This is a genomic window from Burkholderia cepacia GG4, assembly GCF_000292915.1.
GTDB lineage: Bacteria > Pseudomonadota > Gammaproteobacteria > Burkholderiales > Burkholderiaceae > Burkholderia > Burkholderia cepacia_D.
This window is the reverse complement of sequence record NC_018513.1, coordinates 1,532,780-1,546,014: the sequence shown is the minus strand read 5'-3', so window position 1 is coordinate 1,546,014 and position 13,235 is coordinate 1,532,780. Positions and strand designations below refer to the sequence as shown.

The window sequence follows — 13,235 nt, the reverse complement described above, 5'->3', positions numbered from 1 at the left end:
AATCACAGCGTTTATGCGCACCAAATTAACCGTCAAGAATCCGAAGCCGGCGTCGCCGACCCGCGCCCCTGTCCGCTCCGGCAGCCTCGTCGCCCGCAAGGCGGTGCGCCCCGCCGCACCGTCCGCGGCCGACAAGCCCGCGCGCCCGAAAAAGGCGGCCGCACCGGCAGCCGCCGGTGAACGCGCATTCAAACCGCGCGGTGCGGAGCGCCCGGGCGCGGATCGCGCGCCGGCGCAGCGCGCTCCGCGTGACGGCGGTGCCGAACGCGGCTATCGCGGCGGTGATGCGAAACCGGGCGGCCGCGCCCCTTATCGCGACAATGCGGCCGGCGAAGGCGCGAAGCGCAGCTTCGGCGACCGCCGCCCGCCGGCCGATCGCCCGGCACGCCGCAGCGACGACGATGCACGCCCGCGCCGCGCAGGTGCCGAAGGCGGTGCACGCGCGCCCTATCGCGACAAGGCAACCGGCGATGCGCCGAAGCGCAGCTTCGGCGACCGCCCGGCACGCCGCAGCGACGACGATGCACGCCCGCGCCGCGCAGGTGCCGAAGGTGGCGCACGCGCGCCCTATCGCGACAAGGCAACCGGCGATGCGCCGAAGCGCAGCTTCGGCGATCGCCCGGCACGCCGCGACGACGACGCACGCCCGCGCCGCGCAGGCGCCGAAGGCGGTGCACGTGCGCCCTATCGCGACAAGGCAACCGGCGATGCGCCGAAGCGCAGCTTCGGCGACCGCCCGGCACGCCGCAGCGACGACGATGCACGACCGCGCCGCGCAGGCGCCGAAGGCGGTGCACGCGCGCCCTATCGCGACAAGGCAGCCGGCGCCCCGCTGAAGACCGCGCAACCCGTCAAGCGCCGCGCCGCCGACATCGATCACGGCGACGAAACGGGCCTGATGCGCCTGTCGAAGCGCATGTCCGAGCTCGGCTTGTGCTCGCGCCGCGAAGCCGACGAATGGATCGAAAAGGGCTGGGTGCTCGTCGACGGCGAGCGCATCGATACGCTCGGCACCAAGGTCCGCCCGGACCAGAAGATCGAGATCGACGAGCGCGCGAGCGCCGCGCAGGCCGCGCAGGTGACGATCCTGCTGCACAAGCCGGTCGGCTATGTGTCGGGTCAGGCAGAAGACGGCTACGAGCCGGCGTCGGTGCTGATCACGCGCGCCAACCAGTGGAGCGGCGACCGTTCGCCAATGCGCTTCTCGCCGCAGCATCTGCACGCGCTCGCGCCGGCCGGCCGGCTCGACATCGATTCGACCGGCCTGCTCGTGCTGACGCAGAACGGCCGGATCGCGAAGCAACTGATCGGCGAACAGTCGGACATCGACAAGGAGTACCTGGTGCGCGTGCGCTTCGGCGAAATGCTGATCGACATCGACCAGCATTTCCCCGCGGAATCGCTCGCGAAGCTGCGCCACGGGCTCGAACTCGACGGCGTCGCGCTGAAGCCCGCGATGGTGAGCTGGCAGAACGGCGAGCAGTTGCGTTTCGTGCTGCGCGAAGGCAAGAAGCGCCAGATCCGTCGCATGTGCGAGCTGGTCGGCCTCGAAGTGATCGGCCTGAAGCGCGTGCGGATGGGCCGCGTGATGCTGGGCGCGCTGCCGCAAGGGCAATGGCGCTATCTGTCGGCCGACGAATCGTTCTGACCGCGGGCACGCGCAGCGTGCCATGCAACGAAAAAGCCCGCGCAAGCGGGCTTTTTCATTTCCGGTACATTCCGGCACTACGACGGCGCGTCACGCCGCGCGGGCATCCGCGTGCCGATCAGTCGTCGTCGGTCGAATCGAGCCCCGGGAACAGCACCTCGGTGAAGCCGAAGCGCGTGAAATCGGTGATGCGCATCGGATACAGCTTGCCGATCAGGTGATCGTATTCATGCTGGACGACCCGCGCGTGGAAGCCTTCCGCGACGCGGTCGATCTTCGCACCGAACTGGTCGAAGCCGCTGTAGCGCACCTTCGCGTAGCGGCTGACGACGCCGCGCATGCCCGGCACCGACAGGCAGCCCTCCCAGCCCTCTTCCATGTCCGGCGGCATGTACTCGAGCTTCGGGTTGATCAGCACGGTCTCGGGCACGGGCGGCGCTTCCGGATAGCGGTTGTTGCTGCCGAAGCCGAAGATGATGATCTGCAGCCCGAGGCCGATCTGCGGCGCGGCGAGCCCCGCGCCGTTCGCGTGATGCATCGTCTCGAACATGTCCGCGACGATCTCGTGCAGTTCCGGCGTGTCGAACCGCTCGACCGGTTTGGCGACTTCGAGCAGGCGCGGATCGCCCATCTTCAGGATCTCGCGAATCATGGCGTATTACCCTCCAGGAGCTGGTGCAGTCCGTCTTCGTCCAATACGGGGATGCCGAGTTCCTCGGCCTTCACGAGCTTGCTGCCGGCTTCGGCGCCCGCGACCACGTAATCCGTCTTCTTCGATACCGAGCCCGCGACTTTCGCGCCCGCCGCTTCGAGCATCTCTTTCGCCGCGTCGCGCGTGAGCGTAGGCAGCGTGCCCGTCAGCACGACCGTCTTGCCGGCCAGCACGCCCTGCGGCGCCTTCGGCGCGGGCGGGCCTTCCGGCCACGTGACCTTGCCGGGTGCGCGCAACTGCTCGATCACGGTCCGGTTGTGCTCTTCCGCGAAGAACTGATGAAGCGACTCGGCGACGATCGGCCCGACGTCGTTCACTTCGAGCAGTTCCTCGATCGACGCGTCCATGATCGGGGTCAGCGACCCGAAATGCTTCGCGAGATCCTTCGCGGTCGATTCGCCGACATGGCGGATCCCGAGCCCGTAGATGAAGCGCGCGAGCGTCGTGTGCTTCGCCTTCTCGAGCGAGTCGAGCAGGTTCTGCGCGGATTTCTCGGCGAACCGGTCGAGTTCCGCGAGCGTCGCGAAACCGAGATTGAACAGGTCGGCCGGCGTGCGCACGAGGTTCAGCTCGACGAGCTGGTCGATGATCTTCTCGCCGAGCCCGTCGATGTCGAGCGCACGGCGCTGCGCGAAATGCCACAGCGCCTGCTTGCGCTGCGCCGGACAGAACAGGCCGCCCGTGCAGCGCGCGATCGCCTCGTCCGGCAGGCGCTCGATCTTCGAGCCGCACACCGGGCACTCGGTCGGCATCACGAACTCGGCCGCGTCGTCCGGCCGGCGATCGAGCAGCGCGCCGACGACCTCGGGGATCACGTCGCCCGCCCGCCGGACGATCACGGTATCGCCGATCCGGATGTCCTTGCGGCGGACTTCGTCCTCGTTGTGCAGCGTCGCGTTGGTCACCGTCGCACCGCCGACGAACACGGGCTCGAGCCGCGCGACCGGCGTGATCGCGCCCGTGCGGCCGACCTGCACGTCGATCGCGACGAGCTTCGTCAGCGCTTCCTGCGCGGGGAACTTGTGCGCGAGCGCAAAGCGCGGCGCGCGCGACACGAAGCCGAGGCGGTCCTGCTCGTCGCGCCGGTTCACCTTGTAGACGACGCCGTCGATGTCGTACGGCAGCGACTCGCGCTTCTCACCGACCTTGCGGAAGAAACCGAGCAAGCCTTCTGCGCCGTGCACGATCGCACGCTCGCGGTTCACCGGCAGGCCGAGCGACTCGTACCAGTCGAGCAACGCGCTGTGCGTATCGGGCATCGGCATCCCGTCGAGCATGCCGATCCCGTACGCGAAGAACGACAGCGGACGCTGCGCGGTGATCTTCGGGTCGAGCTGGCGCAGGCTGCCGGCCGCCGCGTTGCGCGGATTCGCGAATTCGCGCTGCTCGGCCGCGCGCTGGCGTTCGTTCAGGCGTGCGAAATCGCGCTTGAACATCAGTACCTCGCCGCGCACGTCGAGCACCGCCGGCACGTGCGCGCCCTTCAGCTTGAGCGGAATCGAGCGGATCGTGCGGACGTTCTCCGTCACGTCCTCGCCGGTGGTGCCGTCGCCGCGCGTCGACGCCTGCACGAACACGCCCTGCTCGTAGCGCAGCGAGATCGCGAGCCCGTCGAACTTCAGTTCGCACGCGTACTCGACCGGGTCCGTCACGGAGCCGGCGAGGTCGATCGTCTTGTCGAGCGCATCGGCGATGCGCTTGTCGAACGCGGCGATGTCCTCGTCGGCGAAGCCGTTGTTCAGCGACAGCATCGGCGCGTCGTGGACGACCGGCGTGAAACCGTTTGCCACTTCGCCGCCGACGCGCTGGGTCGGCGAATCGGGCGTCACGAGTTCGGGATGGTCGGTTTCGAGCTGCTGCAGCTCGCCGAACAGGCGGTCGTATTCGGCGTCGGGCAGATCCGGCTGGTCGAGCACGTAATAGGCGTGGTTCGCCCGCTCGAGTTGGTCGCGCAGCCACGCGACGCGCGCGTCGGGCTGGCTGGCTGGCGGTTCGGCTTGGGTTCGGGCCATGCTGGCGGCAGATTCGTTCTGAAAAATCGGATGCCCGATTATCTCAGTTTGACGCCGCAGCGGGGGCACGCGATGCGTGCCGCGCAGGCCCGTTGCAGCGCACCCGGGCATGGGTGCGCTGCAACGACGGGCGGCCGCGCCGAAGGCCGCCGCCCGGGAGGCGCGTTACTGGCTGAAGAGGCGGCGCGTGACCGGCGAACCGGCCGGGATGCCCGCTTCCTCGAGCTTCGCGTACAGCTTCATCAGTTGCTGGTCGATCGCGACCAGGGTCGATTCCGGCAGCGGCCGGCGCGAATCGTCGACGACCCGCGCACCGATCCGCTCGGACAGCGACTTCGCGTAGTCGCACATCAGCCGGAACGGCAGGATGTCCTCTTCGGCAACGGGCACGTCGAGCACCAGCGTGATCATGTTGCCGCCCTTGTACGTCAGGTCGTCGCGCAGGAAGTTCGTGTCGCCGAACTGCAGCATGAACACCGGGTTCTGCTTCGCGTCGAGCTTCACGAAACGCGTGCCGTCGCGCGACAGCAGCAGCCCGTCCTGCGATGCGATGGCCTGCACGTAGTTCGCCGACCACGGCGCGCCGTCCGACATCACGTTGATCGACAGTTGTGCGTCGCACTGCGCGGCGAAGGCGTCGAGTTCGCGCGCCATCGCGACCGTCTCCATCATGTCCGGGAATTCCGGTGCGCCGTCGATCGTGTCGGCGAACTGCTGGACGCCCGTGACGAACTCGGAGAACTCGAGCTCGTTCAGCGCGCCGCTGCGGTTCGCGAGCTGCGCGGCCGCGCGCAGCTCTTCATAGCGCACGCCGTTCTGCAGCAGCTCCCACTGGCCGCCCTCCGGCTTGCCTTCGATATGCACGGGCTTGCTGCCTGCGCGGCGCAGCCGCTGCGCGGCCGGCAGGATCTTGTCGCCCGGCAGAGACGCACCGAGGCGAATCGGCACGATGCAGTCGATCCGGCGGTCGACGATCGCCGGAGGCGCCGACGAAATCGTCGTCGCGGCCGGCAGCACGGGTTCAGCCGGTTCGGCCGGTTCGTTCGGCGCAGCGGCGGCCGGCGCTTCCTGCGCAGCGGCTACCGCCCCGTCGGCGACGGCTTGCTCGGTCGACCCGTTCAACTCCAGCGGCGTGTCGACCCCGGTAGCCTCGGCCTGCAGATCGGCCGGCATGTCGGCAGGCGCCGCGCCGCCGAAGGTCGGCTCGACGCGCGCAGCTTCGACCGGCGCGCTCGGGGCGGCCGCCGGCGCCGCTGCGGGCGCCGCGGGCTCGCGGCGCGCAGGCTGGCGCACCGGCTCGATGAACGGCAGTTCATCGTCGCGCTCGGGGCGATTCATCGCCTCGGCCGCTTCCTCCGGCATCGGGCGCGGCATCCTGCGCCGCACCTTCGCGCCCTGCCACGCGTTGTAGACCACGACGCCGCCCACCACGACGGCGCCCGCGCCGATCAAACCGAGTGTCAACTCGTCCATGCACGCTCCATCAGCAATTCTTTTTCGACGGATCCGCGAACGGGCGCCCATGCGCCGCGCGAACGCGGTCCGGTTTCGTCAAACGTCAATTCTGGGCAAAACCCGCGGCGGTTTCCATGTCCACCGCGACGATCCGCGACACGCCCTGCTCCTGCATCGTCACGCCGATCAGCTGTTGCGCCATCTCCATCGCGATCTTGTTGTGCGAGATGAACAGGAACTGCGTCTTGTCGGACATCGCGCGCACGAGATTCGCGAAACGCTCGGTGTTCGCGTCGTCGAGCGGCGCGTCGACCTCGTCGAGCAGACAGAACGGCGCCGGGTTCAACTGGAACATCGCGAACACCAGTGCGGTGGCGGTCAGCGCCTTTTCGCCACCCGACAGCAGGTGGATGGTCGCGTTCTTCTTGCCGGGCGGCTGCGCCATCACCTGCACGCCGGCATCGAGGATTTCGTCGCCCGTCATGATCAGCTTCGCCTGGCCGCCGCCGAACAGCCGCGGGAACAGGTCGCTGAAGTGACGGTTGACCTCGTCGAAGGTGCCCTGCAGCAACGTGCGGGTTTCCTGGTCGATCTTGTGGATCGCGTCCTCGAGCGTCGTGATCGCGTCGATCAGGTCGGCCGACTGCGCATCGAGGAACACCTTGCGCTCGCTGGCGGCCTTCAGTTCGTCGAGCGCGGCCATGTTCACCGGGCCGAGCGCGTTGATCGCGTTGTTCAGGCGCGTGACTTCGCCCTGCAGGTACGACGGCTTCAGGTCCGCCGTCAGCTTCGCGGACAGCGCGGCCTCGTCGACCTCGGCCGTCGCGAGCTGCTCGGCGAACTGCTCGACGGACAGGCGCGCGGCCTGCTCCTTCAGCTGCAATTCGGTGATGCGGTCGCGCAGCGGCTGCAGCGAGCGCTCGGCCACGAGACGCTGCTCGTCCGAGGCGCGCAGCTTCGCGGTCAGGTCGTCGAGTTCGATCCGCGCGGCCTGCAGCGCCTCTTCCTTCACCGCGCGAATTTCGAGCGCGTCCTGCAAGCCCGTGTGCGCGGTCTGCTCGTTGATCGTCTCGAGTTCGGCGCGCGCGTCCTCCAGCGACGCCGCGACGCGTTCGCTCTGCTCGTGCGCGACCTGGATGCTGCGCTTGAGCTCGTCGATCCGCGTGACAGCATTGCGCGCGGCGAAGCGCGCGTCGTTCGCGCCGCGCTCGAGGTCGCGGGCTTCCTGGCGCGCCTGCGTCAGCGATTCGTCGAGCGCTTCGAACGCGAGCTGGTTGTCCTCGAAGCGCGCCTGCAGTTCCGCGAGCTCGCCATCGAAGCGCTCGAAGTTCGCTTCCGATTCCGCGCGCAGTGCGCGCTGCTCGTCGATCTGCGCGCCGATTTCCTCGAGCTCCTCGCGGATCTGCGTGCTGCGCTGCGTGTAGCGTTCATGCGCCTGCGCGAGCTTCAGCACGTCCATCTGCAACGCATGCACGCGCTGCGTCGCGCGTTCGGCCTGCGCGCGCACGTCGCCGAGCGCCTGCGTGGCCTGCGTGTGCGCGGCTTCCGCCCGCACGGCGGCCGTCCGGGCCTCGTCGGCAAGCAGCGCCTGCGCGCGCACCTGGCGCGACAGGTTCTCGATTTCCTGCTGGCGGGCCAGCATCCCGGCCTGTTCCGAATCGGCCGCGTACAGTTGCACGCCGACCCGCGTGACGATGTGGCCGGCCTTGACGACGAACGCGCCGCCCGCCGGCAGTTGCGCGCGCGTCGCGAGCGCCTGCGCGACGTCGTCGGCGACATACACGTTGCCGAGCCAGTCATTCAGCACCGCGCGGATGCCCGCATCGTCGATGCGCAGGAGCGACAGCACCGGGCGCAGCCCGGCCGCGACGGCAGGCGCCTCACCCGCCGCGGGCGGCGCGTAGAACGCGAGCTTCGCGGGCGGCGCGTCGGTCGCGAACGCCTTCACCCAGTCGAGATTCGACACTTCGAGCGCGGCGAGGCGCTCGCGCAGCACCGCCTCGAGCGCCGCTTCCCAGCCCGGTTCGACGTGCAGCTTCTTCCACAGACGCGGCAGCGCGCCGAGTTCGTGCTTGTCGAGCCACGGCTGGATCTTGCCTTCGGTCTGCACGTTCTCCTGCAGCTGCTTGAGCGCGGCGAGCCGTGCCTCGAGCTGGTGGATCTGTGCGCTTTCGGCCTGCACGCGCTCCTGTGCCGCACGGCGTTCGCCGTCGAGGCGCGGCACCGTTTCCTGTGCATCGGTAAGGCGTGCCTGCGCTTCGGCGAGGATCTCTTCCTGCTCGGCGAGCTGCATGCGCAACTCTTCGAGCTGCGCCTCGTCCGGTGCGTCGAGCCCGCCCGCCTCGGACTTCAGGCGCTCGTGGCGCTGCTGAAGCTGCTGGAGCTGCTGGTCGGCATTGCGCTGGTGCGCGGCTTCGAGCTTCAGCGACTGTTCGGTCTGCGCGATCCGCGCGCGCTCGTCGTTGAGCTGCGCCTGCGCGTCGCGCCACTTCGCTTCGAGCGCCGGCAGCGCGTCGTGCTTCGCGGCCGCATTGTCCTCGGCGAGCGCGGCCTTCTCGTCGGCCATCGCGCGCGCCTCTTCGGCGTCCTCGAGCTCGTCCTGCGCCTTCTCGGCCTGCGCACGCCATTGCTCGCGCTGCGCGTTCAATGCGGCGATCTGCGCCTGCACGCGATTGCGCGATTCGACGATGAACTTGATCTCGGCCTCGAGGCGGCTCACTTCGGCATTCGCCTCGTAGAGCGCACCCTGCGCGCCCTGCATCGCGTCGCTCGCCGAGTAATGCGCGACCCGCAGCGTCTCGAGCTGCGACTCGACCTCGCGCAGCTTTGCCGTCTGCGCCTCGAGGTCGATCTGCGCCTGCTCGATCGCGCGCTGCTGCTTCTGCTGCTCGCCCGCGGCCTCGTTCTTGCGCAGCAGCCACAACAGGCGCTGCTTCTCCTCGCCGTCGGCGACGAGTTCCTTGTACTTGGTCGCGACGACCGCCTGCGCCTCGAGCTTCTCGAGGTTCGCGCCGAGTTCGCGGACGATGTCTTCGACGCGCGTCAGGTTCTCGCGCGTGTCGTGCAGACGGTTCTCGGTTTCGCGGCGGCGTTCCTTGTACTTCGACACGCCCGCGGCTTCCTCGAGGAACACGCGCAGCTCTTCCGGCTTCGCCTCGATGATCCGCGCGATCATGCCCTGCCCGATGATCGCGTACGCACGGGGCCCAAGGCCCGTGCCGAGGAAGATGTCCTGGATGTCGCGGCGGCGCGCCGGCAGGTTGTTGATGTAGTAGCTCGACGTGCCGTCGCGCGTCAGCACGCGCTTCACGGCAATCTCGCCGTACTGGCCCCACTGGCCGGCCGCGCGGCCGTCGGAGTTGTCGAAGATCAGCTCGACGCTGGCCCGGCTGCCGGGCTTGCGGGCGGTCGAGCCGTTGAAGATCACGTCCTGCATCGACTCGCCGCGCAGCTCGGACGCGCGCGACTCGCCGAGCACCCAGCGCACGGCATCGATGATGTTGGACTTGCCGCACCCGTTCGGGCCCACCACGCCGACAAGCTGGCCCGGAACCTGGAAATGCGTGGGATCGACAAAGGATTTGAAGCCAGCGAGTTTGATCGAGCTCAGACGCACGGCGGTATCGGATGTGAAGAAGGTGTGAAACGGACGGGGCCGCGATGCGCGGGGCCGGACGGCCCGTGTGCGCGACGCGCCCCGGAATTCAAAAGCGGGGCCGCGCGCATCCAGCGTTGGGCCCCGCAAACGGCTTCCATCATACCATCGCGCGTGCGCCGTCCCGCCCGTCGCCAGGTTTGCCCGATGCCGGCGCGGCACGATGGACCCGGCTCGACAGCAGCGTCGCCAGCACGATGCACGCACCGCCCGCCCACTCGCGCGCCGTCGGCAGTTCGCTCGCGAACACCCACGCGGACAGCGCGGTGATCACGATCTCGAACAGCATGATGATCGACGCGCGGTTCGCCGGCACGCGCGCCAGCCCGTACTGCACGAGCAGGTTGTTCACCGCGATCGTCACGCCGATCGCGACGATGATCAGGGCGGCGACGCCGAGCTGGCCGCTGGCCGGCGCGGCCGGCAGCCCCTCGAACAGCGATGCGACCGCGCCGAACACCGCCGCGCCGCCGAACAGCGTCGCGGTGCGCATTTCCGCACGCATCTGCGGCAGCTCGCGGCTCGCCTTGATCACCAGCACGTTGCTCATCGCGAAACTCAGCCCGGCCGCGAGCCCCGCCCATTCGGCCGGATTGGCCGGCAGCGGCATGCCGAGCTTCGGCGACCACAGCATCAGCATCGCGCCGCCGATCGACAGCGCCGCGAGCCCCGCGCCGGCCCAGGTCAGCCGCTCGCGCAGCAGGAAATGCGCGTAGATCGCGGTCCATGCCGGGGTCAGGTAGAACAGCAGCATCACGCGCAGCACTTCACCGTGGATCGTGCCCCACACGAAGCCGAGGTTCGTCACGCCGGCCGTGATCGCGATGCCCGGCAGCACCCAGTGCCAGCGCAGCGTCGCGATCGTGCGGTGGCGCACGACGACCACGAACAGGAATGCGACGGCGCTCGTCAGCGCGCTCGCGAGCGTGCCCGTCAGCCCGAGCGACGCGAGGATCCGCAGCGGATACCAGATCAGGCCCCATACCGAAGCGCCGATCAGGATGGCCAGCGTCGGCAGGCTGCCGCGTACCGCGTTATTCATTTGCTTCGATACCCTTTATTCGACCGGCCCGGCCGCCGTTCCGGCGGGCCGTGACCGCATTGCGTCACGCTATAATCGTCCGTTGCGACCCGCGCGCCGTCGGCGCCCGTTCGCAACCGTGCGGCACGTCCGCCGCTCCTTTCGCTCCAACCGGCCGCGATGGCCGCCTTGCCCGTGAACCCTCGACTCGACTCGCTCCAGCCCTATCCCTTCGAAAAGCTGCGCGCCCTGTTCAAGGACGTGACGCCCGCTGCCGGTGCGCCCTCCGGCAGCCTGAAACCGATCAGCTTCGGCATCGGCGAGCCCAAGCACCCGACCCCGGCACTGATCCGCGACGCCGTGGTGGCCGCGCTCGACGGCCTGGCGTCGTACCCGGCCACGGCCGGCTCGGACGCGCTGCGCACGTCGATCGCCCACTGGCTCGAACGCCGCTACGGGCTGCCGGCGATCGATCCGGCCACTCAGGTGCTGCCCGTGTCGGGATCGCGCGAGGCGCTGTTCTCGCTCGCGCAGACGGTGATCGACGCGCGCCCGACCGACGACGGCAAGAAGGCGATCGTACTCTGTCCGAATCCTTTCTATCAAATTTACGAAGGCGCGGCGCTGTTGGCCGGTGCCGAACCCTATTTCGCGAACAGCGACCCGGCCCGCAACTTCGCGTGCGACTACGCGGCCGTGCCCGACGAAGTCTGGGCGCGCACCCAGCTGCTGTACGTGTGCTCGCCGGGCAACCCGACGGGCGCCGTGCTGACGCTTGACGACTGGCGCGAACTGTTCGCGCTGTCCGACCGCCACGGCTTCGTGATCGCGGCCGACGAATGCTATTCGGAGATCTATTTCGACGAAGCGGCGCCGCCGCTCGGCGGCCTCGAGGCCGCGCACCGCCTCGGCCGCGGCTTCGAGCGCCTCGTGATGCTGTCGAGCCTGTCGAAGCGCTCGAACGTGCCGGGCATGCGCTCGGGCTTCGTCGCCGGCGACGCCGCGCTGCTGAAGAAATTCCTGCTGTACCGCACGTACCACGGCGCCGCGCTGTCGCCCGTCTGGCAGCACGCAAGCATCGCCGCGTGGAACGACGAGGCGCACGTGCGCGAGAACCGCGCGCTGTATGTGCAGAAGTTCAATACGGTCACGCCGATGCTGGCCGACGTGATCGACGTGAAGCTGCCCGACGCCGCGTTCTACCTGTGGGCCAACGTCGCGCGCACCGGCCTGTCGGACACCGAGTTCGCCCGCCGCCTGTACGCCGACTATAATGTTACGGTTCTGCCCGGCTCGTACCTGGCGCGCGACGCGCACGGCACCAATCCGGGCCGCGATTTCATCCGGATCGCGCTCGTCGCGGGCACCCCCGAATGCGTCGAGGGCGCGCAACGCATCGTCGATTTCTGCCGGTCTCTCGCGCGGTAATCGTCCATCCGATCAATTCCATCCAATCTCCTGCGAAAACGAACATGTCGCAACAACTTCAGCAAATCATCGATACCGCCTGGGACAACCGTGCCGAGCTGTCGCCGAAGGCCGCACCGGCCGACGTCCGCGAAGCCGTCGCGCACGCGATCGAGCAGCTCGACAAGGGCGCGCTGCGCGTTGCCGAGAAGATCGACGGCAACTGGACCGTGCACCAGTGGCTGAAGAAGGCCGTACTGCTGTCGTTCCGCCTGGAGGACAACGCGCCGATGCCCGCCGGCGGCTACTCGCAGTTCTACGACAAGGTGCCGTCGAAGTTCGCGAACTACACGGCTGAAGATTTCGCCGCGGGCGGCTTCCGCGTCGTGCCGCCGGCCATCGCGCGCCGCGGCTCGTTCATCGCGAAGAACGTCGTGCTGATGCCGTCGTACACCAACATCGGCGCATACGTCGACGAAGGCACGATGGTCGACACGTGGGCGACGGTCGGTTCGTGCGCGCAGATCGGCAAGAACGTGCACCTGTCGGGCGGCGTCGGCATCGGCGGCGTGCTCGAGCCGCTGCAGGCGAACCCCGTCATCATCGAAGACAACTGCTTCATCGGCGCGCGTTCGGAAGTCGTCGAAGGCGTGATCGTCGAAGAGAATTCGGTGATCTCGATGGGCGTGTACCTCGGCCAGAGCACGAAGATCTACGATCGCGAAACGGGCGAAGTCAGCTACGGCCGCATCCCGGCCGGCTCGGTCGTCGTGGCCGGCAACCTGCCGTCGAAGGACGGCTCGCACAGCCTGTACTGCGCGGTGATCGTGAAGAAGGTCGACGCGAAGACCCGCGCAAAGGTCGGCCTGAACGAGCTGCTGCGAGGCGACTGATGGCCAAGCCGCACACCGTGGTCGTCTACGGTATTCCGAACTGCGACACCGTGAAGAAGGCCCGCGTGTGGCTCGACGATCACGGCGTCGAGTTCGAGTTCCACGACTTCAAGAAGCTCGGCGTCAGCGCACCGCTGGTCGAAGACTGGCTGAAGGACGTGTCGCTCGACGCGCTCGTCAACAAGCGCGGCACCACATGGCGCGGCCTGGACGACGCCATGAAGGCGGCCGCCGAAACGAAGACCGGCGCGGTCGCGCTGATGATCCACAAGCCGTCGGTCATCAAGCGTCCCGTGCTCGTCGTCAACGGCCGCGTGAAATCGCTCGGCTTCGTGGCCGATCAGTACGCGGCGCTGTTTGCCGCCTAGGGCCGCCCGCGCCGCGCCCGCTGGCGCGGCTCGACGTCTCATCGCTGCCGGCCACCGCGCCGGC

General features: G+C 68.7%; 9 protein-coding genes. 4 read left to right on the top strand and 5 right to left on the bottom strand.

Translation table 11 applies throughout. The features are described from left to right. Nucleotides 1-13 precede the first annotated feature (13 nt). Complete coding sequence (locus tag GEM_RS29630; protein WP_014896730.1) at nt 14-1,648, top strand: pseudouridine synthase; 1,635 nt, start codon at nt 14-16, stop codon at nt 1,646-1,648. Nucleotides 1,649-1,766: 118 nt separating this feature from the next. Here GEM_RS29630 and def read toward each other — a convergent pair whose 3' ends face one another. The 5 genes from def to GEM_RS07020 all read right to left on the bottom strand — a co-directional run bounded on the left by def (nt 1,767) and on the right by GEM_RS07020 (nt 10,524). Next, nucleotides 1,767-2,300, bottom strand: a complete 534-nt coding sequence (def, locus tag GEM_RS07040; protein ID WP_014896729.1) for a peptide deformylase — start codon at nt 2,298-2,300, stop codon at nt 1,767-1,769. Next, a complete protein-coding gene (gene ligA, locus GEM_RS07035) occupies nt 2,297-4,372 on the bottom strand; it encodes an NAD-dependent DNA ligase LigA (protein ID WP_014896728.1) in 2,076 nt (691 codons plus the stop codon). The genes def and ligA overlap by 4 nt, the downstream gene beginning before the upstream one ends. A gap of 165 nt (nt 4,373-4,537) precedes the next feature. After that, complete coding sequence (locus GEM_RS07030; RefSeq protein WP_014896727.1) at nt 4,538-5,845, bottom strand: cell division protein ZipA C-terminal FtsZ-binding domain-containing protein; 1,308 nt, start codon at nt 5,843-5,845, stop codon at nt 4,538-4,540. Between the two features lie 85 nt (nt 5,846-5,930). Next, nucleotides 5,931-9,443, bottom strand: coding sequence for a chromosome segregation protein SMC (gene smc / locus GEM_RS07025; RefSeq protein WP_014896726.1), 3,513 nt, complete (start codon nt 9,441-9,443; stop codon nt 5,931-5,933). 139 nt (nt 9,444-9,582) lie between these two features. Continuing rightward, on the bottom strand, nt 9,583-10,524 hold the full coding sequence (locus GEM_RS07020; protein WP_014896725.1) for a DMT family transporter: 942 nt from the start codon (nt 10,522-10,524) through the stop codon (nt 9,583-9,585). Between the two features lie 159 nt (nt 10,525-10,683). On the opposite strand from GEM_RS07020, the gene dapC reads away from it, so the two are divergent. Genes dapC through GEM_RS07005 form a run of 3 tightly spaced genes read left to right on the top strand, consistent with a single transcriptional unit; the run spans nt 10,684 to nt 13,171 of the window. Next, a complete protein-coding gene (gene dapC / locus GEM_RS07015; RefSeq protein WP_014896724.1) occupies nt 10,684-11,931 on the top strand; it encodes a succinyldiaminopimelate transaminase in 1,248 nt (415 codons plus the stop codon). Nucleotides 11,932-11,975: 44 nt separating this feature from the next. Beyond that, nucleotides 11,976-12,803: a 2,3,4,5-tetrahydropyridine-2,6-dicarboxylate N-succinyltransferase gene (gene dapD, locus GEM_RS07010; protein ID WP_014896723.1), complete on the top strand. Its 828-nt coding sequence runs from the start codon at nt 11,976-11,978 to the stop codon at nt 12,801-12,803. Further along, nucleotides 12,803-13,171 (top strand): ArsC family reductase, encoded by a 369-nt coding sequence (locus tag GEM_RS07005; protein ID WP_014896722.1) that lies wholly within the window; start codon nt 12,803-12,805, stop codon nt 13,169-13,171. The genes dapD and GEM_RS07005 overlap by 1 nt, the downstream gene beginning before the upstream one ends. Nucleotides 13,172-13,235 lie beyond the last annotated feature (64 nt).

Excerpts from the sequence above, each read along its gene's own strand:
- GEM_RS29630 (WP_014896730.1), top strand. The coding sequence starts at position 14 with ATGCGCACCAAATTAACCGTCAAGAATCCGAAGCCGGCGTCGCCGACC.
- def (WP_014896729.1), bottom strand. The coding sequence starts at position 2,300 with ATGATTCGCGAGATCCTGAAGATGGGCGATCCGCGCCTGCTCGAAGTC.
- ligA (WP_014896728.1), bottom strand. The coding sequence starts at position 4,372 with ATGGCCCGAACCCAAGCCGAACCGCCAGCCAGCCAGCCCGACGCGCGC.
- GEM_RS07030 (WP_014896727.1), bottom strand. The coding sequence starts at position 5,845 with ATGGACGAGTTGACACTCGGTTTGATCGGCGCGGGCGCCGTCGTGGTG.
- GEM_RS07020 (WP_014896725.1), bottom strand. The coding sequence starts at position 10,524 with ATGAATAACGCGGTACGCGGCAGCCTGCCGACGCTGGCCATCCTGATC.
- dapC (WP_014896724.1), top strand. The coding sequence starts at position 10,684 with ATGGCCGCCTTGCCCGTGAACCCTCGACTCGACTCGCTCCAGCCCTAT.
- dapD (WP_014896723.1), top strand. The coding sequence starts at position 11,976 with ATGTCGCAACAACTTCAGCAAATCATCGATACCGCCTGGGACAACCGT.
- GEM_RS07005 (WP_014896722.1), top strand. The coding sequence starts at position 12,803 with ATGGCCAAGCCGCACACCGTGGTCGTCTACGGTATTCCGAACTGCGAC.